Source organism: uncultured Cyclobacterium sp., from assembly GCF_963977555.1.
GTDB lineage: Bacteria > Bacteroidota > Bacteroidia > Cytophagales > Cyclobacteriaceae > Cyclobacterium.
Genome location: NZ_CAXBPD010000017.1, coordinates 125801 through 151024 on the forward strand (window position 1 = coordinate 125801; position 25224 = coordinate 151024).

17 protein-coding genes are annotated in these 25224 nt (G+C 37.5%); 9 read left to right on the forward strand and 8 right to left on the reverse strand.

Annotated features, from left to right (window positions below):
• The first annotated feature begins 211 nt into the window (after positions 1 to 211).
• The 3 genes from AAC073_RS19105 to nagB all read left to right on the forward strand — a co-directional run bounded on the left by AAC073_RS19105 (position 212) and on the right by nagB (position 2278).
• Positions 212 to 841 carry a class I SAM-dependent methyltransferase gene (locus AAC073_RS19105; RefSeq protein ID WP_339925408.1) on the forward strand — a complete coding sequence of 210 codons (630 nt, stop codon included), beginning with the start codon at positions 212 to 214 and terminating at the stop codon, positions 839 to 841.
• Between the two features lie 14 nt (positions 842 to 855).
• Positions 856 to 1452, forward strand: a complete 597-nt coding sequence (locus AAC073_RS19110) for a trimeric intracellular cation channel family protein (protein WP_339925432.1) — start codon at positions 856 to 858, stop codon at positions 1450 to 1452.
• Positions 1453 to 1549: 97 nt separating this feature from the next.
• The gene (gene nagB, locus AAC073_RS19115; RefSeq protein ID WP_339925409.1) at positions 1550 to 2278 is read left to right on the forward strand and encodes a glucosamine-6-phosphate deaminase; all 729 of its coding nucleotides are present in this window, start codon (positions 1550 to 1552) and stop codon (positions 2276 to 2278) included.
• 27 nt (positions 2279 to 2305) lie between these two features.
• Here the strand turns inward: nagB and AAC073_RS19120 are convergent, their stop codons facing one another.
• Positions 2306 to 5293 carry an ATP-binding protein gene (locus tag AAC073_RS19120; protein WP_339925410.1) on the reverse strand — a complete coding sequence of 996 codons (2988 nt, stop codon included), beginning with the start codon at positions 5291 to 5293 and terminating at the stop codon, positions 2306 to 2308.
• A gap of 138 nt (positions 5294 to 5431) precedes the next feature.
• Positions 5432 to 6691, reverse strand: a complete 1260-nt coding sequence (locus AAC073_RS19125) for an aspartyl protease family protein (RefSeq protein WP_339925411.1) — start codon at positions 6689 to 6691, stop codon at positions 5432 to 5434.
• A 407-nt stretch (positions 6692 to 7098) separates the two neighbouring features.
• On the opposite strand from AAC073_RS19125, the gene AAC073_RS19130 reads away from it, so the two are divergent.
• Positions 7099 to 7569: a transcriptional repressor gene (locus AAC073_RS19130; RefSeq protein WP_020889200.1), complete on the forward strand. Its 471-nt coding sequence runs from the start codon at positions 7099 to 7101 to the stop codon at positions 7567 to 7569.
• Between the two features lie 24 nt (positions 7570 to 7593).
• On the opposite strand, the gene AAC073_RS19135 is transcribed toward AAC073_RS19130, so the two are convergent.
• The 4 genes from AAC073_RS19135 to AAC073_RS19150 all read right to left on the reverse strand — a co-directional run bounded on the left by AAC073_RS19135 (position 7594) and on the right by AAC073_RS19150 (position 10861).
• Positions 7594 to 8040 carry a hypothetical protein gene (locus AAC073_RS19135; RefSeq protein WP_339925412.1) on the reverse strand — a complete coding sequence of 149 codons (447 nt, stop codon included), beginning with the start codon at positions 8038 to 8040 and terminating at the stop codon, positions 7594 to 7596.
• Positions 8041 to 8062: 22 nt separating this feature from the next.
• Complete coding sequence (hflC, locus tag AAC073_RS19140; RefSeq protein WP_339925413.1) at positions 8063 to 9001, reverse strand: protease modulator HflC; 939 nt, start codon at positions 8999 to 9001, stop codon at positions 8063 to 8065.
• Between the two features lie 36 nt (positions 9002 to 9037).
• Complete coding sequence (gene hflK / locus AAC073_RS19145) at positions 9038 to 10024, reverse strand: FtsH protease activity modulator HflK (protein WP_339925414.1); 987 nt, start codon at positions 10022 to 10024, stop codon at positions 9038 to 9040.
• A gap of 213 nt (positions 10025 to 10237) precedes the next feature.
• Positions 10238 to 10861 (reverse strand): cytochrome c oxidase subunit 3, encoded by a 624-nt coding sequence (locus tag AAC073_RS19150; RefSeq protein WP_339925415.1) that lies wholly within the window; start codon positions 10859 to 10861, stop codon positions 10238 to 10240.
• Positions 10862 to 11203: 342 nt separating this feature from the next.
• On the opposite strand from AAC073_RS19150, the gene mfd reads away from it, so the two are divergent.
• The 3 genes from mfd (at position 11204) to AAC073_RS19165 (ending at position 19054) form a co-directional block, all read left to right on the forward strand.
• A complete protein-coding gene (gene mfd / locus AAC073_RS19155) occupies positions 11204 to 14560 on the forward strand; it encodes a transcription-repair coupling factor (protein ID WP_339925416.1) in 3357 nt (1118 codons plus the stop codon).
• Between the two features lie 248 nt (positions 14561 to 14808).
• A complete protein-coding gene (gene gldJ / locus AAC073_RS19160; RefSeq protein ID WP_339925417.1) occupies positions 14809 to 16056 on the forward strand; it encodes a gliding motility lipoprotein GldJ in 1248 nt (415 codons plus the stop codon).
• A gap of 190 nt (positions 16057 to 16246) precedes the next feature.
• Entirely contained in the window at positions 16247 to 19054 is a 2808-nt protein-coding gene (locus AAC073_RS19165; protein ID WP_339925418.1) for a YCF48-related protein, read from the forward strand.
• Positions 19055 to 19214: 160 nt separating this feature from the next.
• Here the strand turns inward: AAC073_RS19165 and prfA are convergent, their stop codons facing one another.
• Positions 19215 to 20291 carry a peptide chain release factor 1 gene (prfA, locus tag AAC073_RS19170; protein ID WP_339925419.1) on the reverse strand — a complete coding sequence of 359 codons (1077 nt, stop codon included), beginning with the start codon at positions 20289 to 20291 and terminating at the stop codon, positions 19215 to 19217.
• Between the two features lie 474 nt (positions 20292 to 20765).
• Here prfA and AAC073_RS19175 point away from each other — a divergent pair, with 474 nt between their 5' ends.
• Both AAC073_RS19175 and AAC073_RS19180 read left to right on the forward strand, forming a co-directional pair.
• Positions 20766 to 21431, forward strand: a complete 666-nt coding sequence (locus tag AAC073_RS19175) for a DUF3365 domain-containing protein (RefSeq protein ID WP_339925420.1) — start codon at positions 20766 to 20768, stop codon at positions 21429 to 21431.
• Positions 21432 to 21577: 146 nt separating this feature from the next.
• A complete protein-coding gene (locus tag AAC073_RS19180) occupies positions 21578 to 22180 on the forward strand; it encodes a DNA-3-methyladenine glycosylase I (RefSeq protein ID WP_339925421.1) in 603 nt (200 codons plus the stop codon).
• Positions 22181 to 22290: 110 nt separating this feature from the next.
• On the opposite strand, the gene AAC073_RS19185 is transcribed toward AAC073_RS19180, so the two are convergent.
• Positions 22291 to 24717, reverse strand: a complete 2427-nt coding sequence (locus tag AAC073_RS19185; protein WP_339925422.1) for a TonB-dependent receptor — start codon at positions 24715 to 24717, stop codon at positions 22291 to 22293.
• Positions 24718 to 25224: the final 507 nt, after the last annotated feature.

Below are 25224 nucleotides of genomic sequence, written 5' to 3' on the forward strand. Positions count from 1 at the left end.
GGGATTAACCCACTTTGTATTTTGGTTTTAATGAAGTGATTCAATTGATGCAATTTATAAGCATGAGCATAAGGTTTACTGTTTCTTCTCAGTTAATACTGCTACGCATGTAGATGGAGATTGTATATTTAAGGTTTAAATATTACTTTGAAAATGAAGACTACTAATCCGCACATTCTTCTTAAAACTTCCAGAATAAATTTATTGAAATATGGAGATTAATGCGTTAAATAAATTGCTTGGAAACATAGATCTTTACCTGCTGGATCAAATATTGAAAAACAGGTTCAGTAAAGAAATGATGATACTAGATGCTGGTTGTGGTGAAGGTAGAAATACACATTATTTTATTCAGAAAGGATATCGGGTTGTAGGGGTGGATGCTAATTCTTCAGCTATCAGCATGGCAAGGATTTCGGGGAGAACTTTGGATTCGAATTTTGACCCTCAGCGTTTTCAGGTGGCAAATTTAGCGGATATTCCATTTCATACAGCTGCATTTGATGTTGTTTTAAGCAGTGCTGTTTTACATTTTGCCACAAGTAAAGACCATTTTCTTATTTTATTAAAAGAGCATATGCGGGTTTTAAAAAATGGGGGGATTTTCTGGCTTCGAATGTGTACCGATGCTGGAGGAGCTTTCGAATTGTTGGATCAGTCGCCACTTTTAATGCAAGAGTTGCCCGATGGAACAGAAAGATTCGTTTTGACAGAGTCTTTAATCAAGGAGATCATGTTAGAATACAAGTTGAGCCTCCTCGAGCCAGCCAAGTCTGTATTGGTTCATAATAAAAGGGCTATGGGGGTGTTTGTATTTCAGAAAGAAGGAAGAACAAAGTGATTGAAACATTAGACATGCAATATGCACTAGAGTTGGTAGGTACCTACTTTTTTGCTATTTCCGGAGCCTTAGCAATTCAGAATAAGGACCAGGATTTATTTGGAGTTGGCTTTATGGGGTTTATTACTGCTATTGGCGGTGGGAGCTTGAGGGATATATTGATCGGAGCTTATCCATTGGTGTGGATAGGGAATGTTAATTTTCTGTATGCGATTTTTGCGGGTCTGATTACTACATTTTTGTTCTTTTCTCACATGGCAAAACTTAGGAAGACCTTGTTTTTATTTGATACTTTGGGAATTGCTTTTTTTACAATTTTAGGAGTAGAAAAATGTCTTTACTTGGGATTCAGACCTGAAGTAGCAGCCATCATGGGAATGTTTAGTGCTGTGATGGGAGGAGTAATTAGAGATACACTTACCAATGAGATTCCCATACTTTTTAGAAAAGAAGTGTATGCATCAGCCTGCCTTGCAGGTGCTGTCGTGTATCTTGCCTTGGATTATTTTGGTCTCGACAGGGACATAAATCTTTTGGGATCTATAGCCTTAATCATTATCATTCGGATAGCAGCTGTAAAATTTAAGCTCAACTTACCTATTCTCAAATAATGATTAATTTGTGCTTTCATTTTCCAATTTACTCAATGGTCATTTACCAACAATTTGAGTATCTCATTAATCATTAATATTTAATTATTATCAAATTATGCGAATACATATTTTTCAAGACGAGGAAAGTTTACATCTTGCCGTTGCTAAGGAGCTGATTGAAGCTGTAAAAACCAAACCAAACACGGTGTTAGGGTTGTCTACTGGAAGCTCTCCGCTGGGAACGTATGCCAATATGATAAAAGACCACCAAATGAATGGTACGGACTATTCAGAGGTGGTGACATTTAACCTGGACGAATATGTAGGGCTTGAGGGTACCCACCCTCAGAGTTACAGGCATTTTATGAATACCTCACTATTGAATCACCTCAACATTCCTTTAAATCAAACCAATGTCCCTGATGGTACTGGAGACCTCAAAAAAACTTGCGAAAATTATGAAGCCAAAATAGTTAGTGCTGGTGGAATAGATTTGCAGTTGTTGGGCATCGGAACCAATGGACATATAGGGTTTAATGAACCTGGGACAGCATTCGATACAAGAACACACGTTACCCAATTGCTTCAGGAGACTATAGATGGCAATGCACGTTTTTTCGATAGTGCCTCAGCTGTGCCAAAAGAAGCTGTAACTATGGGAATTGAGACTATTATGGAAGTGAAAAAGGTTATACTGATAGCGTATGGGAGTAAAAAAGCTGCTGCCGTAAGAGAAATGGTAAACGGGCCTGTTGTAACGGAAATGCCAGCCTCCATTCTCCAAAAGCATCAAAATGTCATCTTGTTCCTTGATGAAGAAGCCGCTTCTTTACTAAAAAAATAAAATATTGGGAATTGGAACCGTAGTGCTTTACAAGGAGTGATTCATGATTAAGTTTCTTAAGTAAACTTTAAATACGGTTCCTTTTCCTACTTCACTCTCAATCTCGATTTTACCATCATGAGCTCTTATTTGTTCTCTAATTAGGTACAATCCAAGACCCTTGCCTTCAACATGGTTGTGAAACCTTTGGTAAAGACCAAAAATCCGATCGCCATACCTTCTGAGATCCAGGCCAATGCCATTGTCTTCAAACCTAATCACACAATATTCATTCTCTATATAAGTTTTGATTTTAACGATGGGGCTTCTTTCCGGATGTTTGTATTTCACAGAATTGGTCATGAAGTTCATGAAGAAATTTTCCAAATGAGCGTAGACATAATTAATGTCATTTAGACCTGAGAAATCTTTTTCGATCTTTATTCCAGACTCCTTAAGCTGATTGAAAAGGCTTTTTTCAATATTGTTAAGTAAGAGTTTGAAGTCAATTTGCTCAACTTTCGGAATCTTTTGTTTTTTTATGGAGACGACTTCTATAAGGTCTTGAAGGGTGGTGTCAAGCAAATTGGTGGAGATTTTAAGATTCTCCCATACCTCTCTGTTACCTGGATCAGCAGGATTTTCATCGTTGTATAAGTCCAAAAGCAATGAAATATTTACTATGGGGGCCCTTAAGTTGTGGGAGACAATATAGGCAAACCTTAAAAGCTCTTCATTGTGGGACTTTAGGTCTTTTATGAGCTTTTCTTTGTCTGATTCTAGCCTTTTAGCCTGTGTTATGTTTTGGGTCACTAGTAGAATACGATCTACTTCCTTAGAGTTGTTAATAAGAGGTACACCACTCTGGAGGAATTTCATGTGGCGCCCCTCTGTTTCATAACTTACTCTTTGGCCTCTTAACACTTTATTAAGACTTATTTTAGTGATCTTCAAATTGTCGCCTGAAAGCTGTTTTAAGAAATTGGTGCCAATTAAGGATTTAGGATCTGTCCCAGACAACTTGTATTCTTCACCATCTGTAAATAAATAATTTAACGATTTGTCCAATACAGCTACCGACCCACGGGGGAAGTTTTCTGCAATACTTCTAAACAGCTGCTCTGAAGCAATTAATTTTTTTTCAGAAAGGGTTCGGTCGGTAATATCATCTACAAAAATGACATAGGATTCTTTGTTTTCATTTCCATATTGAATTTTTGTAAATGATATTTTAAGTTCTTTATAATCATCCTCTCCAATGGGTAAATGGAAATAATCAGTTTTGAGGCCAGATTTTAGAAAGCCTGAAATAACCTCTAGTAGGGTAGCACTAGTATCGCTTTTAATCAATTTGGTCTTCATCAGTTCATCCTTATTTTGAAGGTTGAACACAGGAAGGGTTTTATTATTGATTAATATAAGTTCAAACTGATGATTTACTGCGAATATGGCATAAGCAGTTCCATTTAGAATGGCATCATGCATGAAATTGGTTTCCTGAAGTACATTCTCAAACCGATACCTGTTCAATTCCTTGCTAATCCAATCTCTTAATATGCTAAATAATTCCCCATAATGGGCTTTGTTATTGAATGGCTGATCATGGAGCAAACACAATGTCCCAATTTTATTCATTTCGGTGTCGAACAAAGCCAGTCTTAGAAGCGAAGTGATTTTATGTTCAATAAAATATGAAATATGGCTTAATACATTGTCCTTTTCTGAACTTATCATCAAGAAATTATTGGCCGGATCTATCGGTAATAATTCGTCATTCAGCAAATTTTCCCACCATTTATCACTGTCATTAATATTTTTTCCCGACTCACAGATGGATAGCACTTCCATTTTATTTATTCCAGGATCTACATTACCTATAATACAAAAGCGTATTCCTAATTTTCTATAAATCAGGTGATTGATTTCTTCGAAAAGGTTTTGACCCTTAAATAACGTACAGATGGCCGAAACCTCAGACAACATGTTTTGAATAAAATTTTTCTCTGTCAGATTTTGCAGTACCTCGTTCTTGTCTTCTACAGTTTTACTTTTCTTTTTATGCTGTATGGCATCTATTAATGTTCCTGTCAGTCCTTCTTCTTGGGTAATGGCACTTTTAAAAACCCTTATATTGTTTGTTAAGTATTGAAAAGTACCTTTATTATTTCTTACTCTGTAAGTAAATGAGTAATTGTCTTTATCATAATGCCTTAGGGATACAAAATCCTCTACGAGCTTTCGATCATCGGGATGTATTATTTTAAGCCAATCCCATAAAATAAAACTTCTTAAATTACCGTCCTCATAGCCCAATAGGCCACACAGTGGGCCAGACCATAAAATTTCCTTACTCTTTTTTAAATACTTAAAGTAAATTATTTCATGGTTTTCGTTACCGCTTATTGTAACACTGTTTTGGCCTTCAGATTGAGGTGTGCGATTGTCATGGTATTCCTCAAGTTGAAGAGACCTGTAATCAGCTGAAATGTTTTTGGATTTGAATTTTAAATTAATGAATGAGAATTCAGCATTATCCGTTTCTTGATTCAATAAATTGTCCAGCGTTTCTTGATCCAAAAATGGAAACCTAATCCTCAAATACCCTCGAAAATCATCAAGATTTGACGGGAAATAATCCTCGGTATTATTAACCTCTGTGAGAATAGATTGGTCTTTAAAATTTATGATCCACGTAGGGCAAGAACCAAAAATTTCCTGACTGACAATTGTATTGATAATGTTGCTATTCTCATTATGTGTAAGAATGCACCCTTCAAATTTCAAAAAGATGAAAGATTGGGAATCTATAACGAGGGGGATTTCAAGCGTTTTATTTTTTTCTAAGCTTTCAAATATTAAATCAAAAAGTGAGTTATTAAGTGTCGGGAATAAGGCATTTATTTCTTCAATGTTTAGTATTTCGTCGTTTTCCTTCTTCCATGAATTGAAACTACTGGATTGGTAGATGATCTCAAAGACTCCATTGTTTGACCTTTTTAAAGTTAATAAAAAGGTTTTAAAAATATTATTAACCATCAGGGGGTGAAGTGAAAGATTAAAATCTTCTTAAAAGTTTCAATAAATTTATAAAAATTTCCGGTCTTAATGCAAAAAATATATAAAATTCACTATTTACTATACTAAATTCATTATTTTACTTACATAATGAATTTTCTACAATTGCTTTTCTAGTAAAAATGTAACCTTGTGAATAGTCGTTTTAGTTTTGTCCCCAGGAGCTGCTCTCAGCAGCTCTAAAGAAATGACCTTTCCTTCATTAGACCTAAGTAATTCGGTGATTTCGGATAGCTCCCAAAACATTGCTGGAATCTTGTTAATTGTTAGGATTTCATCCAACTCCTTTGCACCATGTATTTGGGCAGGAGAATTCTCTTTTACACTGTGAATATAGTATCTTTTCTCTTCCAGTGAAATTACCCTAACAGTCAATCCACTCATATCATACTTGAAAGGGGTCTTGTATTTTGCCCCTTTTTTATACAATATCCTTTCACGAGGGTAGTCAATAATGATCTTCATATGATTTAGCAGTTCGGATCCTAAACTGCCCATTCTACCTGTCTTAATAAGCACTTCAGAATACGCATTCTTTTCAGGATAGGAGGTGACGACATTTCTAAAATTCAAGCCAGAAATGGTTAATTTTTTTACCCTCGCCACATGTCCTTCCAAATCCCCTCCCAATGACCTTCCTAAGCTGCTCTTGATATTTTTCTCAGGTAGTATTATGTCATCATCTGTTTCTTGATTAAGCAATAATCCATGATTGGCACCTGTGTCAATGAGTAATTTTGCTTCAAGGTCAGAACCATCGATTTGCTTTATGGTAGTGAGAATGTAAGGTTTGTTACCTAATAGTTCAATAGGCATTTCTCTAAACCAAAAGGGTTTCCATTTGAGTGCTTCTCGATTGTAAAATGTTATGAGTCCATTGTCATAGTCGACTTTGATCGGGTTGTTTTTGAAAAATTCATGTCCGATCACCCCGTATATTGGTACCCCTAAAACTTTTTCCAGTTCCAAAAAATCATCGTCCAAAACAAGGATGGCTTGAAATATACCTTCAATTGGGCCAATGTCAAAGTGGTTGTTGGGGGAAACAGAAGCACTTAAAACCGTCTTTCCATCAGCTCCAACCAAATTGAGTTTTCGGCTGTAAACCATTTCCAGCTCATCTGCTATTGATTTACTGAAAAAAATATTTGATTTAACTCCTGTATCAAAAAGGAAGTTAACGGCAGGGCCGCCATTAATAGAAACCGGTAAAATGATCAGGCTATTGGAATCAATAAAAGGAAGAACGATTTTCTTTTGGTCTCTTTTCATATAAAAACCAGGCACTTGAGCGTTTACAGGACCAGCCAGTAAAAACGAAAACAAAAGATAAAATAGCCACCTTGTCTTATGATACATGATTCTTAATTGTTCCTTTAATATAGAAAATTTATTTCAGTAGTAAAGAATATTTAAGTTCTTAGTTAACCTTAATAGGGAATACCTATACAATTACAAGTTCAGTGCCTTAATGAAGGGTATTAATCAGGTCATGATAAGGTAGCCAATTTCATTTAACCCTTTTACTGGTAGAATAACTTTGAACAAGACTGATTGTTTATATTCATAGTTGCGGATTAAGTATTGGTTCAGAAGCAGGCTGATGGGTGGGCTTTTGGACAAAATAAGGGCCAACCTTTGGGTTTATAATGGTCCAATACATTATTTAGAACTATTGAAAATAGCTGCTCATTCCCAGATTGAAAAGTTTAATGGTTTGAAAAATCTAAAAAATAGCTCATCTTTATTCTTTATAATAATAAACCATGGCCGATAAGTCGATAATTGAGAAAGCAAAAAAAATATTTGAAAATTACCTTGTCCGGCAAGGTAGTCGTAAAACACCTGAAAGGTTTTCTGTAATTGATGAATTATATGCTTTGCCTCAAGATGAGCATATAGACGTCGAGGGACTATTTTTAAGAATGCGGAACAATGGCTATTCCATTAGCCGTGCCACTATATACAATACTCTCGATCTATTAGTAGAGTGTGGATTGGCAGTAAAGCACCAGTTTAAGGACAAGGTGGCATTATATGAACAAGCATTGACTTATAAGCACCATGACCATTACGTCTGCAATCAATGTAGAAAAATTCTAGAATTTTCTGATCAAAGAATTAATTTGATTAAAGAAGAGATGGGGAATACTTTCTCTGCTAATATTACCAGTCACTCACTTGTACTATACGGAGATTGTCAAATCCGCGATTGTAAAAATCTACCAATGCACTAGGATACCCTTAATGCTGGGATTGGATTATTTATTATTTGAAAAGACCTTTTGATAAACAGGCTTTCTCATTGAAAACTGAACATAGAGGAAGGGGTACAATAGATAATCCAAGAGTAGGTTTGGACTTGAAAAACTAATTTCATCTATGATTTTTGCTTTGTCACTCCCATCAAATAGGATGCGGTGCTTGTGACGCCATTTTTTAAGGAAAAAAGGAAGTTTAATGCCTTCATCAATAAAGTAATACTCCGTATCATCCAAATGATCAGCAGTGATTTCACTGGTCCAAACCTGTCTAAAAAATATAAAATTAAGTTCCAAACTGACGAGGTCACCTTTTGCTGACCCATCAAATCTTAGTAATTTTACTGGAGGAAAAGGAGGGTTTAATGCCTTGAATAAATCGGCATTAAACCCCTCTTTAACTTTTAAAAAGTTTTGATTTACTTTGGTTGTTAGACTAATATTCATGAAGTCTTTTTTTGCAATTGATTTATTGCATTTTTTTCAAGTATTTGAAAAGGTCACTGTCTGAGGATATTACCAGACTTGTTTCTTCGTCCATAGAATTTTCTAGAGCTTCCATCGAACGAAGAAATTTATATAAATCGATTGATTGTCTGTTCCGATTATAGGCAGAAGCATAAATTTCAGTGGCTTCAGCATCAGCCCTACCTCTTATTTCTTCACCTTGTCTGATGGCCTCAGATTGGATTTGAGCCAAATCACGTTCCTTGTCACCAAGGATCTTTCTAGCACCACCCTGTCCTTCAGACCTGAATTGGTCGGCTATCCTATTTCTTTCACTTATCATCCTGTCATAAACCCTGTCCCTCACTTCATCAACGTAGTTCATTCTTTTAAAACGGAAATCTAATATTCTTACTCCTAGGTCAGAGGTTCTTTCATTGGCTTTCTGTAAGATAATATCTTCGATTTCATCCCGCCCTACTTCGATTTCCTCTAGGATTTCTAATTCTTCCATGAACTCTTCAGTTATTTCGGGATCTCTATTTGTTGAACGAACAATGTCCAAGAGGTTATGGTTTGCAATAGCATTCCTGGTTTCTCCATCAAGGATATCATCAAGTCTTGATTGAGCAGATCTCTCATCTCTTAGACGGATGAAGAATTGAAGTGGATTGGTGATTTCCCATCTGGCATAGCTGTCTACGAAAATATATTTTTTATCTTTTGTAGGAACCTGGTTTTTGTCTCCATCCCATTCAAGGTAACGTTTATCGAAAAACTGTACTTTTTGAATAAAGGGCATTACGAAATTTACCCCTGGGGTGGTTCTGGGCTCACCAACAGGTTTACCAAATTGAGTGACAATGGCTTGCTGTGTTTCGTCGAGTATAAAAACACTTTGAGCGGATAGCATTATGACTATTACTCCCAGTATTATATAAAATAAATTACTTTTTTTCATGCTTTGATGAGGTTAATTGTGGAGTCCTTATTTTTCTTAAGGGGCCGGAGTAGAGGCATTGGCTTTGTTGATATTGAGCAATGGCAACACGTTGCTTCCTTTTTCATCAGTAATAATTTTATTACCGATTTTTGGCAGAACTTTCTCCAGCGTTTCTAGATAGATTCTCTGCTTGGTTACTTCAGGTGCTTTAATATAAGCTTCGAAAATGGAATTGAACCTTTCTGCTTCTCCTCTTGCGCCATTGACCCTGGTTAAGGCATAAGCTTCTGCCAATTGAATGGTTTCCTCAGCCTCACCTCTAGCTCTTGGTATGATTCGATTGTAATCGGCCTCGGCCTGATTGATTAACGTTTCTCTTTCTTGCTGGGCTTCATTCACCGCATTGAAACTTGGTTTTACAGGTTCAGGCGGATTCACATCCTGTAATACTACTTGGTCTACCCGAATGCCATTTTCATATTCATCGCACATTTCCTGTAACAATACTTCTACGCTGGTAGCTATTTCCTGTCTTCCGACAGTTAATACTTCATTGACGGTCCGGTCTCCTACAATTTTCCTCATTGCAGACTCTGACATGTCATTTAAGGTTTTCTCAGCATTTCTTACTTTAAACAAGTATTTATAAGAATCCACAATTCTATACTGAATTACCCATTCCACATCCGTTAAATTCAGATCGCCGGTTAGCATCATGCTCTCGTCGATATAGCCAGATTTTGCGTATTGCGTCTGTCCATTTGAGCTAGTGGAAGTGGAACGAAAGCCAAATTCTTGCTTTAATTGTCTTTGGACTGGTATTTTATACATGGTTTCCACAAAGGGTATGATAAAACTTAAACCTGGAGAAACTGTGCGGTTATACTCGCCTAGTTGAATAATTACACCTTCTTCTTCTGGGCCTACTGTTTTAATAGCTGAAAACACCATGATAATTACAACCAATCCGAGAATGATTTTGGACAGGTATTTTTTTACCCAGTCCGGATCGATGTTGATTTCAAATTGTTTTTCTGACATAAGTTTACTTTTTTTGCAATTTACGATTAATTGACAGAAATACCTTCGGTAATATTTTTCATTTCCCCAATTGAATTACCTAAACGTAGAATAAGCATATGGGTTGGTAATCTGTTTCCAAGCCTTGAAATCAATGCATTTTTTGGCTTTATGAAGTTTTGATAAAGCATTTATGCGCTTTGAATGCTGAACAGTAAAAGTGGGCAATAATTATTATTGCAATACCCAAAGGAAGAGGCCAAACAATATCAACCAGACGATATCCATAAATTTCCAGTAAATGATGAATAATTCAAGCTTCATTTTTTCATATGGATTTGTTAGTAAAACCAAAGTTTTTACCTCGTCTTTTTCACTATTGTAAATTAGTAGTAACAATACCAAGGCATAGATCATGGCTCCAGTGAGGTGCACAAGGTGGATGCCACTGAGTAAATACAAAAAACTTCCGGCAGGCAATCCAGTAAAATCAACTCCTGAATTGGATAGTTCTTCCCATCCTTTAAATTGAAATGCTGTAAAGGACAATCCTAAAAACAGCGTATAGACAAGATTAATCTTTGTTTTCTTCAGGTCATGTGCTAAAAAAGCGGGAAGAATTTTCTCTGAAATAAAAGCGCTTCCAAACAATATTAAACTACTGATAATAAATGGTTTAGGTATTTTATATTGTGCAAAAGAATTGGTTTCTGATTGTGAGAAAATAAAAGATAGGGTCAAAAAAAGAAAGATTAACCCACTACTAAACATGGCCAAATAAATTAGTGTCTGGTAGGGATGCATTTGTTCCATTCTTTTAAACCAATGCGTTTTTTTTCTTTCTTTTCGTAAGTCCATCCCATGAATAACAATTGAAAAGAGGATATTGTTGTTTTTGGTGGAAAAAAGTCAAATTTTTTAATAAAAATAGGATTAAGCAGCGCTATATATCCTGATGCTACCGAGGGGATTTCAATGTTATTTGATAAATTGCACTCCCTTAATTTGAATGCGGATTTTGTATTGGGAATGCCGGGGAGTAATCGTTTTGCTAAAAATAGAATTGGTATACTGAAACTTTAAATGAGGCCTAATAGTTGCAATCAGCAATAGAAATTAAGTCACCTATTATTAATCGTCATAAATCACGTAGTAAAATGGCCATAGCCTATTTAAGGTGCTACATTAAAAGAATATTAGTTGGACAAGCAGTCGTTTTTATCACTTTATATAGATGATCCATTTGTAAAAAATCTTGGATTAAGCATTAGTTCTGCGGCCCATGCAAAAATGAATGTGAAGGGGCTTTCAGGGAGTATGGATATGTTGGTCGTGCATGCTATTTCTAAAATTACAGGGTCTTTTCATGTAGTTTTAGCAAATGACCGTGAGGAAGCAGCCTATCTTGCGAGTGATTGGCAAACTTTTACAGGAGAAGCTGCTTATCATTTTCCGGCAAGTTATAAAAGGCCATACCATTCCGATGAGGTGGAAAATGCCAATGTGTTGGTGCGTGCTGAAATTCTAAACAAATTGACAAGCACAATGCCAGAAGGAAAGGTTTTTATAACTTCTCCCGAGGCCATTTATGAAAAGGTCGTTAACAAAAAGAGCCTAAAAGAAAACACTTTTGCGGTTAAAGTAGGTGAAAAAGTTGACTTATCCTTTATAGAAGAACTGTTAAGCACCTATGGCTTTGAAAAATCTGATTTCGTTTATGAGGCAGGGCAATTTGCTGTAAGAGGTGGGATAATTGACATCTACTCCTATGCAAATGACATGCCTTTTCGTTTGGAGCTCTTTGGAAAGGAAGTGGACAGCATAAGGACTTTTGATCCAGAAACCCAGTTGTCCACTGGAAAGGTTAAAGAGATTAGTATTCTGCCGAATATTCAAACCAAGATGGAAGCGGAAAGTCGTCAGCCCATCATGGACTTTTTCCCAAAAGGTACTTGCTTTTGGATAAAGGATTATAAAAATTCCACAAACGTTATTCAGGGATTGTATGATAAGGCCAGCCAGCATTTCGCTGGCATAGGAGAAAGTAGCTCACTTCTCATGTCTCCTGAGAAGCTGTTTTTGGATGCCAAATCTTTTGAAGAGCAACTTTCATCTTTCACATTGCTGGCTTTTGGTCATGTATTTGATTGGACAGGTGTTCCCGAATTTCAATTCCAAGGGCAACCTCAGCCCTCCTTTAACAAGCAGTTTGACTTGTTGGTCCAAAACCTTAATGATAATGGAGCCAAAGGAATCACCAATATTATTTGTTCGGAAAGTGAAAAACAAACTGGGCGTTTGATTAATATTTTTCATGAATTAGATCCTACCCTTAAGATTCAAACTTTGCCCATCAATCTTAAGGAAGGCTTTGTGGACAACTCATTAAAATTGGCTTGTTATACGGACCATCAAATTTTTGAAAGATTCTTCAGGTACAAGACAGCCAAAACTACATCAAAATCTAAAGCACTTACCTTAAAAGAAATAAAAAGCCTACATCCTGGAGATTATATTGTCCATGTGGATTATGGAATCGGCCGATTTGCAGGATTGGAAAAGGTGGAAGTCTCTGGGAAGCGGCAGGAAGCAATTCGATTGGTCTTTAGAGATGATGATCTACTTTATGTAAACATCCATTCCTTACACAAAATCTCAAAGTACAGTAGTCAAGAAGGCGCAATGCCGACAATGTCTAAACTAGGAACGCCAGAGTGGGAAAATAAGAAAAATCGAGTTAAGAATAAGGTTAAAGATATAGCGAAGGATTTAATTCATTTGTATTCAAAGCGAAAAGCTGCTCCCGGGCATCAATTTTCAACGGACAGTGTGTTGCAGGTGGAATTGGAAAGTTCATTTATCTATGAAGATACGCCTGATCAGGCCTCTGCTACTTCAGATGTAAAGGATGATATGGAAAAGCCTTATCCAATGGATAGGCTGGTATGCGGTGATGTTGGATTTGGCAAGACGGAGGTTGCTGTTAGAGCGGTTTTTAAGGCTGTAAATGATAGAAAGCAAGTAGCAGTATTGGTGCCCACCACAATTTTGGCGATGCAACATTACCATACCTTTAAAGAGAGGCTAGAGAATTTTCCCGTTTCGATAGATTATATTAACCGATTCAGAACGGCAAAGGAAGTAAAGGGAATCATAGAAAAAGTTGGTAATGGAGAAATAGATATTTTAATCGGTACCCACAAAATTGTAAATAAGGCAATGAAATTCAAAGATCTTGGGCTCTTGGTCATTGATGAGGAGCAAAAGTTTGGCGTCAAGGTCAAGGATCAATTAAAGCAGCTTCGAGTAGACGTTGATGTGCTTACTTTAACAGCTACCCCTATACCTCGAACGCTTCATTTTTCCCTGATGGGTGCGAGAGATCTTTCAGTAATTGCTACTCCTCCGCCAAACCGGCAGCCAGTAACTACAGAAATTTATACTTTTAGAGAAGAGATTATCAGAGATGCCATAGCCAATGAAATTCAGCGTGGCGGACAGGTGTTCTTTGTGCATAATCGTGTGGCAGAGATTGATTCAATTGCCAATTTAATTTTGAGGTTGGTGCCAGATGCCCGGGTAATGGGAGCTCATGGGCAGATGGATGGGAAAAAGCTGGAAAAGATCATGGTGGACTTCATTGAAGGAGCTTATGATGTATTGGTTTCAACCAACATTATAGAATCTGGCTTGGATATTCCGAATGCCAACACCATTATAATTAATCGAGCCCATATGTTTGGGATGAGTGACCTCCATCAAATGAGAGGTAGGGTGGGGAGAAGCAATAAAAAAGCCTATTGTTATCTGCTTACACCACCGACATCTACCTTGACAGTGGAAACCAGAAAAAGACTTCAGGCGATGGAGGAATTTTCTGATCTGGGAGATGGTTTTAAGGTGGCGATGAGAGATTTGGACATTAGAGGAGCAGGAAACTTATTAGGGGCTGAGCAAAGTGGATTTATCTCTGATTTGGGTTTTGAAATGTACCATAAGATTCTGGACGATGCCGTTCAAGAGCTTAAACAAACAGAGTTTGCGGCCCTTTTTGAAAGTGATCTTAAAGAAATAGTCGCTCCACTGGTTCAGGATTGTGTGATTGAGACGGATATGGAATTATTGATACCAGAGAGTTACGTAAGTAATATTTCAGAAAGGTTGAGCCTGTATTCTAAACTAGACGAAATTAAGGAGGTAAAAGCCCTTGACGATTTTAGAGTGGAGATCCGCGATAGGTTCGGTACCATACCAGAAAGGGTACAGGCCTTATTTGAAACTGTTGAACTAAGATGGATGGCTGAGAAACTTGGTTTTGAAAAACTTGCTTTGAAAAATGAACAAATGAAATGTTATTTCGTTAGTTCTGAAAAAGAGGCCTATTTTACGTCTCCGGTTTTTATGAATATTATCAAGTTTATACAATCTAAAAACAGGCTTTGTAAAATAAAAGAAACGAAAGGTCGTTTAATCCTCATAATCAAAGGTGTTGATTCGATTGAGAAAGCTAAGAATTGGCTTTCTGATATGATGATAAATGAAAAGGAGCCCATTTAAATATGGGATTTATTTAATAGAGAGGACTTTAGACCAGAAAATTTGTAGTTGTTTAAGGTTTTTTTTAGTAAATCAGATATATTTTCGTGTGGCCAATAATATAGGTGATACAATTTTTTTTGTAGTATTTCACAAGAATTAGATAAAAATGGTTTTTGCCTTGCGTTTTGTAAGTAAAAGATTATTGGTATAATATATTATTGGTCATATATTAGCGTTTTATTAAGACAAAACATAAAACTTGTCGCATGAAATTTGAGAATAAAAATTTTCAATTTAGTTTTTTTGCTGCAGTAGCATTACTGGGGTTGTTGGTGTCTTCTTGTGGAAATCAAACTTCCAGAAGAACTGCTAGTAATCCTGGAGGCTTCAGTGCATCAACAGGAGCAGAATATAGTTTCGATGAGGAAGACTCAGCCTTTCAGGTCTTTAGGCTTCCAAGAGAAGTAATCGGGCCAAGGCTCGTTTTTATCCAAGGGGGTAGAGCAGTTTTGGGTTCTCAAGAACAAGATGTCATGGGCTTCCGTGACAATGTGGAGCGAACAGTCACCATTGCCTCATTTTACATGGATGAGACAGAGGTGACGAACGTTGATTATAAAGAATTCCTGTTTAATATTGCGGACAGCGTAAGTGCTGATTCTCTTCAAAAACTTGAACCAAACGAAAAGGTATGGGCCAATGCCATGTCCTACAACGATGTTTATTCCACATATTACTTTAGGTATCCAGGGTTTAACTTTTACCCAGTAGCTGGAGTTAGCTGGACGCAAGCAAATGCTTATAGCCATTGGAGAACACTATACGTAAACGAATTAGAACGAGAGAGAAACTTTGGCGGAGGTAAGAAGAAAAACGATGAGGAAGAAGGTGCCGATCCACTTACTTTAGATCAGTTAATAGAGCGTGGCGTGGTTTTTCCAAACTATCGACTTCCTAATGAGGCTGAATGGGAGTTTGCTGCAAAGGGGATGATAGGAACCCAATACATGGATGAAAATCAGGAAAATGGTAGGATCTATCCTTGGGATGGAAGAGGGCCACGGAATCCTTATAATATCAAAAGAAAGTCCCGTCAAGGAGATTTTCTAGCCAACTTTAAAAGAGGGCGTGGTGACTATGCTGGATTATCAGGTAGTGTGTCCAATGATGGAGAAATTATTCCAACGAATGTTTATGATTTCCCTCCAAATGACTTTGGCCTTTACAATATGGCTGGGAATATGAATGAGTGGGTTCAGGATGTCTATCGACCACTTTCCTTCCAGGATTTCGATGACCTTAACCCAATCAGAAAAGATGGTACAAATGACGAAGAGGATACTTATAAAACCACTTTAATTGATGACAGTTATAGGGTTTACAAAGGAGGATCTTGGAGAGACGTTGCTTATTGGTTGGCACCTGGTACCAGGAGATTTATGCACCAAGATTCCGCTTCTAATCATATAGGTTTTAGATGTGCCATGATTGCAGTAGGAGGCAAAGACAGATAAGCTTCAAACTAGAAATTATAGATTTAGAAAAAGGGTGATCTCACCCTTTTTTTTATGCCCTGTTTTATCGATTTGGTAGTACGAAAAAAGCCTTTCAGATGCTAAAGGAGTATTATATTTCTTTTTTCTGTTAAATCCTGAATTATATATTATTTTTGTAAGCACAATTTATTTAAACTTAGGCATTTATATGAAGCGGGGTTTACTTTTATGTTTTTTTGCCCTATTGCTTTTCCAGACTGGTTTTGGACAAAGTTGGAGAAGAGTTGGAGATTGGGGAAATGATTATAAATCAATAAAATGGGTGAATACCAATGTGGGCTTTATAGGTGGGGAAAACATCTTGCTTAAGTCCATAGACGGTGGACTGAGTTGGGTGGAAATGGAGCTTCCAATGCGAATGGATGTCTTGGACATTTCTTTTTTTGACGATCAAAATGGCGTTCTTCTCAACGAAGAAGGAAAGATTTTCAGGTCTACTAATGGAGGTGGAAGTTGGTCTAACCCTAGCTATCCGGAGAATTTAAAACTGAATAGGGTTCTTCATATAGATGAAAATCGATTGATTATCAGTGGGGATGATGGGCTTATCTTGAGATCTGTAAATGGAGGTGCAAATTGGAATATTATCGACGTGCCAACTGAGGCTTCCATTAAAAAAGTATTTTTTGTAGACCAAGACCTTGGTTACGCCGTGAGTTCAGACTCCGAAATAATTAAGACTTTCAATGCAGGAGAATCCTGGGAATTGTATGATTCGGGATTTGATGTTGCATTGAATGCGGTATATTTTATAAATGACACTACTGGTTACGCTGTTGGTGATGAGGGTGCCATTATCAAAACAGAAGACGGTGCCCTGAACTGGCAGTTTATAAACAGTGGTATAGATACTGACTTGACAGATGTAATTTTCAATCCAGCTTATCCGCTTGTTGGTGTAATTAGTGGAGATGGTGGTACAATTTTGCGTACGACAAATGGAGGGTTAACATTTAAAGAAGCTGGTTCCCGAACGGTACAAAATATAGCACGACTATCGATTAGGCCTGAAACAAATAATATTTTAGCAGTGGCGCCTAGTGGTGTTTTGATCAATTCTAATAATACAGGGTCTACCTGGTCTACAAGACTTTCTGGAACATCTAGTGATTTTGGAGGAGTAGCATTCACAACAGATCTACGGGGTTACCTTGTCGGAGACAATGGATTGATTTTGTATACTACCAATGGAGGCTCAAGCTTTAATGATAGGTCAAGACCAATATCGTTACCTTTTAATTCTTTGTTTTTTGTATCTGCCAGTGCTGGTTATGTCTCAGGAAACAATGGAAACATTATTTCGACTACGAACTCGGGGGCACTTTGGACAACGCTCAACCCAGGTACTAATAAAAATGTTTACGGCTTTTATTTCTTTGATTTTAATAAAGGCTTTGCTGTTGGTGCTGAAGGTCTAATTACAATGACACAAAATCAGGGGGTCAATTGGGAGGTAATTCCCTCTGGCGCTTCGGCGTTTAACTTAAAAGATATTTTATTCTTTAATGAAAATGATGGGATCATCATCGGTGAAAAAGGGCTGGTACTGATCACCTCCAATGGGGGACTGAGTTGGCAAAGAATAAATATGGGGAGCAGTGTCGATTTGAAGGCAATTTCGATATTGGATGACAATACAGCCATTGTGGTAAGCTCTTCTGGAGATTTATTTAAAACTTCTGATAAAGGAATCAATTGGGCCCCTCTATCAACGGGTTTGAATACTCCCTTATCAGATATCGCATTTCTCGATGAGTCAGTAGGATTTATTACTGGAGAAAACGGGTTGATTATGCGTACTTTCGATGCTGGAGAAAACTGGGAAAAGTTGGAAACAGCGACTTATCAAAACTTTACAGGCATAAGCTTTGGTGACCTAAATGTAGGATATGCCGTAGGTGAAAATGGTATTTTTTATCAATATACTTGTCAAGTACCTGATGAGATCCCAACCATTTTTGGGGAAGATAACATTTGTATCAGCCAGCAGATTTACTCCGTACAGGATTTGGGCCTAGAAGATGAAAACTATGAATGGCGAGTAGATGGTGGAAGTATAATTCAAGGACAGGGAAGTGCCAGAGTAGTGGTTAGATGGGACAATCCCGGAAGGAATGCTGTGATGGTCCGTGGAACCAATAATTGTGGAAATGGAGAAACTACCGCGCTGGAAGTCGTGGTCTCAGAAGAACCCAAGCAAACGACCATAATTCAGGGTGAGGGAGTAGTTTGTGTGAATACGCTCGAAGAATATAAGGTTGACTCCATACCAGGGACAGAATATTTTTGGGAAGCTACTGGTGGAGTCGTTAGAGAAGGGCAGGGAACTTCTATAATCACCCTTGAGTGGACCAATTTAAATGAACAAAGCATCTCTGTGTCAACCAGAAACCCATGTGGTCAAGGTCCTACCACAGAAAAAGCTATTCGCGTCATTACTATACCAGACCAACCCTCAACTATACTGGGGGCCGTGAGGGTCGGTTTTCAAGAGGCTGACTATGAAATTACCGGTGAGAGAGATGTTAATTACCAATGGTCTGTTGCAGGCGGGGGTGAAATTATCAGTGGTCAAGGTTCTTCCAAGGTACGGATAAATTGGACGACAGCAGGAGACCATGTGCTAGAAGTAACACCTATAAATGCATGCAATCAAGGAGCCAGTCGTGTGCTTTCTGTAAACGTTAACCTTATTACATCAATAGAAGAAGCAATTGATGCAAATATTGAGGTCTTCCCTAGTCCTTCATTTGGCGGAGATGTTCATGTATCAGTAGCAGGAATAGGAGGGCTGGAATATATAGGAGTCTATAATGCCATGGGGCTAAAAATAAAAGAAGTACCAACCAATGAAGGGCAATTCGTTTATTCTATCAATGGCTTACCGAAAGGATTGCATGTGCTTGTTCTTAGGAGCAGAACGAAAGAATTCAAAAGAAAAATATTGGTGCTGTAATTCTAAATAGGTAATTGTTCCACGTTTACCTATTTAGAATCAATTTCGCCCATATTTTTTAGGTAGATAAGACTGGTTTATTATTTATGTTTGTATTTTTTTTGAAAATAGAGACTTAACAGGATGATGTATTGCAATCGTGGGATTCAAATCCGTGATTTTAATCTTCCATTCCTCCGCCTTTCATTTTCTCTGCATTTTCAGCAAAACGAAGGGCGCCAATAAAGTCTTCGATACTGCCTTCCATTACTTCGGGAAGGTTGTAGACCGTCTTATTTATTCTATGGTCAGTGACCCTACTTTGTGGATAATTATAGGTGCGGATTTTATCTGATCTGTCCCCACTTCCGATCATGGATTTTCTTTGTGCACCTACTGCCTCATTGTGTTTGGCCAATTCTATTTCATAGATTCTGGACCTTAAAACTTTGAGTGCCTTTTCAAAGTTTTTAATTTGTGACTTTTGATCCTGACAAGTAACTACTATTCCAGAGGGTTCATGGGTTAACCTTACGGCCGAATAGGTCGTATTTACAGACTGACCACCTGGGCCAGAGGAGCAGTAAGTGTCCTTTCTTACTTCATTCATGTCAATCTCTACATCTACCTCCTCCATCTCTGGCAAAACGGCAACGGTTGCAGCAGAAGTATGCACCCTTCCCTGGGTTTCGGTAGCAGGAACTCGTTGAACACGATGCACGCCTGATTCATATTTGAGCATGCCATAGACATCGGCTCCAGATACAGAGCTGATAATTTCCTTGTAGCCACCAGAGGTTCCAAAAGTCAAATCAAGTATTGTAAGGTTCAAGTTTTGTTTTTCACAAAACCTTTGGTACATCCTGAAAAGGTCTCCAGCAAAAATAGCGGCCTCATCTCCACCTGTTCCACTTCTAATTTCAAGAATACAGTCTTTGGAGTCATTGGGGTCTTTGGGGATAAGCATTTTGCGGAGCTCTTCCTCCATCTCATCCTTTTGATTTTTCAATTCCTCCCATTCCATCTTAGCCATCTCTCGGAATTCTGGGTCTTTCTCTTTCTCCAATATTGCCTTGGTGCTAGTAATATTATCGAGCGTCAAGCGATAGCTATCGTAGGCCGTAACTACTTTCTCCAGGTCCTTGTATTCCTTAGACAGTTTGGTATAGTTACCCATGTCATTCATAACATCCGGTTGAATGATCAGTTGTGCAACCTCCTCAAATCTATCTTTTATTGCTTCCAGTTTGTCCAGCATGGTTCTTGTATTTGGAGGGCAAAATTAAGCATTATTGTTGATGAATACCCGACACAGAAAAATTTTATACCTAAGTGCATCTAAAAAAAGCCATTAGAATTAGCAGAATTCTAAAATCGATAAACCTATATAACTTTTATTTAAGTGATAGGTCTTCAGAAAAGTAATTTCGATGCTAAAATTCAATTGCTTAGTTATCAATCAGCGAATCCATTTTTGAACTAAATTAACATTAAGACTCCGTCTTTTTATTGGAAATTCCTCAAAAGAAGAAGAATTTCTTTTACAGACTTCGTCTTAACATGCTTTTGAAATCAACATATTTTCACCTTTGAAGCTCCCAAAGCCCCGCTAGTTTTATTCATGTCCGCTTTTTAAAATAAATAGCTACAGCGTATCTGTGTTTTTATGTTTTATGAATCTTTTTAAGCGAATAGTCCTTATATTTAATAGTAAAACTAAATTGATTTGTTTATGAAGATGAAATATTTGTTGTTTTCATTCGGGGTGCTCTTGGCTGTAGGAATTGGGAGTTGTAATGATGGTAAAAAAATCAACCGTGATTTAGTAGATCAAGTAAATAAAGCCAATGAGGTGAAAAGATTGGGAGAAGCACAAATTACAGCACATGCCATGAAGTGGGGAAATGAAATCAGCATGGAAGCTCAAAAGGAGCTTATGGGCGTTTTACAAAAAGCCATACAAGAAAATGGACCTGAAAAGGCTGTCGCTTTTTGTAATGAAGAGGCGCTCGAGATAACGAAAAAAGTTGCAGATAAATACAATGTCAGAATCAGAAGAGTATCTGTGAAAAATCGCAATTCCAAAAATGTACCAAATGAAAAAGAGCAACAATTATTGGGTGCTTATGCCTATAACCAAGAAAATGGCCTTGAGAATCCTCCTAATATTCAGAAATTAGAAGATGGACAGGTCTTATTGTATACCAAAGCGATTACTATTCCGAACGGCCTCTGTCTTAATTGTCACGGGGAGCCAGGAACGGATATTCGAGAGTCAACTTTAGATAAAATTCAACTTTTGTACCCTGAAGACAAAGCCCTTAATTATAAAGTAGGAGATTTAAGAGGCATGTGGAGTATTGCCTTGCCTAAAAAGGAAGTAATAAAAGACATTTAACAGTATAGCTGCTTTTATAATCTACATCCTAATTGAAGACATAATAGGTTAAAGAATTGGTTGATAATGGGTTTACTTTATCGATCAAATAATCGTGAAACATAAGGTAGTATTGTATTTTCATTTACCGTAAATCCGGCATTAACATGAGCGATTATAAGCATGATCAAACGCAAAAATTCCGTTGTCCCTGGTGCCTTGGCTTTGAAGATTATATCAGATACCATGATGAAGAATGGGGAGTCCCTGTATATAGTGATAGGACGCATTTTGAGTTTTTGGTATTGGAAAGTGCCCAGGCAGGCCTAAGTTGGGCAACTATTCTTAAGAAAAGGCAAGGGTATACAAAGGCCTTTAAAGATTTTGATTACCGAAAGGTCGCAGATTTTTCAGAGGAGGAAATAGCCAAGCTACTTGCCGATCCAAGCATAGTCCGTAACCGGTTGAAAATTGAAGCTGCGGTTAACAATGCCAAAAGATTTATGGAGGTTCAAGAGAAATATGGAACTTTTACAGGGTTTATGCTGGATTTTGTCGATGGAAAACCAGTGCAAAATGCCTGGAATAGCATGGGGGAAGTTCCAGCTACAACAGACCTTTCCAATAAGGTTGCCAAAGAACTGAAAAGGTATGGGTTTAAATTTTTGGGAAGTACTACTGTTTATGCACATTTACAAGCCACCGGAATCGTCAATGATCACTTGGTTCATTGTTTTCGCCATCAGGAGGTAAAACGAATGGCCAAATAAAAATCACAGTATAGGTAAACGGTACAATCACATCGGTTTTAACCGCTAGGCTTCTTAATTTTTTCCTATCTCAGGCCATGCTATGATGCATGGCCTGAGATAGGAAGTAGTTATTCTCCACCCAGTAGGTCAGATTTTGTTTGGGCTTTTGATTGTTTAATTCTATAATTTAAGGTAAGATTGATTTGCCTTTTCCTTGGGAATACGTCACCAACAGTTGTAAAACCCGGTCCTTCGAAGATGTAACGGTTTCTTCTGGAGTTAAATACGTCCATGACGTTTAAAATTAAGGTTCCCCTTCCATTCATGATATCCTTACTGGCGGATACATCCATGTAAGAGATTGCTTTTTGCACTCCCTGGGCTACTTTTCTTCTTCCTTCATAGTTCCCTCGAATTTGAATATCTAATCCATTTGCAAGTGTGAACCTGGAAGTAAGCCTTGTAAACCAAGAATAAGTATCTGCAGTATAAGTGTCCAGAACATTGCTTCCATCAACCTTAGCGTAGAATAAATTAAAATTAGCATCTAGTTTCCACCACTCCACAGGGATATAATCAGTAGTGAACTCAAAGCCCATGGACTTCTCTCCAATTAGGTTTTCAGGGAGAGTTGTTGCGTTTCCTTCTTCATCAACGCTCCTTATTCTTTCGATTTTATCTTTTGTATCTCTGTAGTATACGGTTGAAAATATGGATCCCTTTTCCATGTATTTAATATGACCAAGCTCGAAAGCGTCTGTATATTCCGGATTTAGGTCAGGATTTCCACTAAAGAAATTTCTGGCATCAGAAAGGGTCATAAAAGGACTTAGGTCATTGTAAACAGGCCTTCTAATCCTTCTGCTGTAACTCACTTGAAAAGCATCATCTTGGCTTAATTTATAGGTAAGGTGTGCAGAAGGAAAAAGATTAGCGTAATCTCTAGGATTTATATCGTTTGAAGTAACCAAAGTAGTGGTTACATCCGTGTATTCTGCACGCAGACCTCCTTGATATGAGAATTTATCGTGTTTGTTGCCCAAAATAGCATAAGCAGCTTGAATGTTCTCATCATAAAGGAAAATGTCATCTAGCCCTGGTAGCGCCTCGAAATTTCCAGACTCTTGACGCTGGCTAACAATGAAATCATTTTTCATGTTTCGAAAGCTACTCCTGAATCCTGTTTCAAATGTTCCTTCTTTGCCGATTGGTTTTGTGTAATCTAACTGGAATAACCACTGTCTGTCAAACTCATCGTTTACCGCTGTTTGGTAAAAAGAGGTTCCTGAAATGGCCGTCCCTTCAGGTAAAAAACCATTTTGAGTGTAGACCTGATCAGAATTTTCCCAATAGTCTAGATAAGTTATGGTGCCAGTTAAGACATGACCACTTTGCTCAAAACTTCGCTTATAAGCCAGGTTAAATTCTGAGTTTGGCTCTTTTTCATCTTCATCTTGCGTGCGGAGGGTATAGCTTTGCAAAGGACCACCTTCCACTTCATAATCGTTGTACCTTATGTCGGTAAGCCTTCTGGAATCACTGCGTCTCCAGAGATAGGAGCCCGTCAAGATGCTATTTTCATTAAAATAGTAATCCAAGCCCGCACGGATATTGTTGTTGATTCCACTTACTGTTCCAGTGGTGCTTTGATGTGAATAGAATGTAGTGTCACCATTGTTTACTTCTTGCATGATGGTACCTTCCCTAGGGGTGTTTTTATAGGCCACCCCGTAGTTGATAAACCAGTTGATTTTATTGTGTCGGTAATTAAGATTTGCCGCCAATCCGAAATTGTCAGGATTTCCGACTGTTCCCTCAAAAGAAGCATTAAAGCCTTGGGTATTTTCTTTCTTTAGTATGATATTGATCACCCCTGCCATTCCTTCGGCCTCATAACGTGCAGAAGGGTTGGTGATGACCTCCACTGTTTCTATCATGCTGGCCGGTAACTGTTGCAGTCCACTACTGCCTTTAAAACTTACAAGGCCTGAGGGTTTACCATCCACTAGTATCCTAACATTGCTCGATCCACGTAAGCTTACGCCACCTTCTGGGTCGACTGAGATGGAAGGTAAATTCATTAACACATCATTCGCAGTTCTTCCTGCATTGGAAAGGTCCTTTCCTACATTGAATATTCGCTTGTCCAGTGATAATTCCATTAATGTTTTTTCTCCCTGCACTACGACTTCGTCTAAGTTTTCTGTGTCAGCAGATAAACCGATAGTGCCAAGATCAAGTTTGCGAGTTTCCCGATTGATGGATACTTCATTTATTGCTAAAGCTTTGTATCCCATAAATTCCACCAAGACATTGAATTTGCCTTGTGGAAGTGCAACAGAAAAAAGGCCGTCCTCTGTGGTGATTCCACCATTGATAAGTTTTTTGTCACCAGCTTCATCAGTGAAAATGCTGATCGTAGCGAATCCCAATGGATCCTTTCCTTCCTTGTCTACTACTTTTCCATGAATTTCGCCAAAATTGGACGACTGGGAGGCAGCTGGTTGGAAAGCTAAAAATATAAGAATTATTGATAATAGGCTGAGATCTTTCATGAAGGAGACTTGGGTAAAATAAAATAGGGGTAAATATAAATAATCACATTGAAGGAATTTTCTTTTTTTACACGAATGTCTAAAGAAATTTATAATAGGAACCCCTTGTTTTATTAGAAAAGACCAAGCATAGGTTTTTAAGTTTGCGTTGCGATTCTTTTATTTCTACTTCACACTGACCTATTTATAAGGGAAGGATCGTATAAAGGATTAATTATTTAGTCATAAGTAATTTAAGTTTTGCTTAAATATTGTGAGGGATTAGTCTTTTTCGTACGTTTAGAAGTATTTACTAGAAGTTTAATTGGTTTTTCTTTGGCTGTAATTCTAATCCATTTCCAACAATACAGTTGCTTTTACTTTTTTCAACATTTTTCAATTGAGAAAGGCTGAAGTGAAGAATTTCTACTACTATCAAAAGTCTGAAGTCATGATTTTAAGTTAACACTAAGTTAATTTGAAAAGAGCATCCACGAAGTACTTTTATTTAATTTTGCATTTGATTTT

Coding starts and splice junctions, on each gene's coding strand:
- gldJ (WP_339925417.1), top strand. CDS start 14,809: ATGAAATTTGAGAATAAAAATTTTCAATTTAGTTTTTTTGCTGCAGTA.
- AAC073_RS19105 (WP_339925408.1), top strand. CDS start 212: ATGGAGATTAATGCGTTAAATAAATTGCTTGGAAACATAGATCTTTAC.
- AAC073_RS19125 (WP_339925411.1), bottom strand. CDS start 6,691: ATGTATCATAAGACAAGGTGGCTATTTTATCTTTTGTTTTCGTTTTTA.
- AAC073_RS19185 (WP_339925422.1), bottom strand. CDS start 24,717: ATGAAAGATCTCAGCCTATTATCAATAATTCTTATATTTTTAGCTTTC.
- hflK (WP_339925414.1), bottom strand. CDS start 10,024: ATGTCAGAAAAACAATTTGAAATCAACATCGATCCGGACTGGGTAAAA.
- AAC073_RS19120 (WP_339925410.1), bottom strand. CDS start 5,293: ATGGTTAATAATATTTTTAAAACCTTTTTATTAACTTTAAAAAGGTCA.
- AAC073_RS19150 (WP_339925415.1), bottom strand. CDS start 10,861: ATGGACTTACGAAAAGAAAGAAAAAAAACGCATTGGTTTAAAAGAATG.
- hflC (WP_339925413.1), bottom strand. CDS start 9,001: ATGAAAAAAAGTAATTTATTTTATATAATACTGGGAGTAATAGTCATA.
- AAC073_RS19110 (WP_339925432.1), top strand. CDS start 856: ATGCAATATGCACTAGAGTTGGTAGGTACCTACTTTTTTGCTATTTCC.
- prfA (WP_339925419.1), bottom strand. CDS start 20,291: ATGCTGGACAAACTGGAAGCAATAAAAGATAGATTTGAGGAGGTTGCA.
- AAC073_RS19130 (WP_020889200.1), top strand. CDS start 7,099: ATGGCCGATAAGTCGATAATTGAGAAAGCAAAAAAAATATTTGAAAAT.
- AAC073_RS19135 (WP_339925412.1), bottom strand. CDS start 8,040: ATGAATATTAGTCTAACAACCAAAGTAAATCAAAACTTTTTAAAAGTT.
- AAC073_RS19175 (WP_339925420.1), top strand. CDS start 20,766: ATGAAGATGAAATATTTGTTGTTTTCATTCGGGGTGCTCTTGGCTGTA.
- AAC073_RS19165 (WP_339925418.1), top strand. CDS start 16,247: ATGAAGCGGGGTTTACTTTTATGTTTTTTTGCCCTATTGCTTTTCCAG.
- nagB (WP_339925409.1), top strand. CDS start 1,550: ATGCGAATACATATTTTTCAAGACGAGGAAAGTTTACATCTTGCCGTT.
- AAC073_RS19180 (WP_339925421.1), top strand. CDS start 21,578: ATGAGCGATTATAAGCATGATCAAACGCAAAAATTCCGTTGTCCCTGG.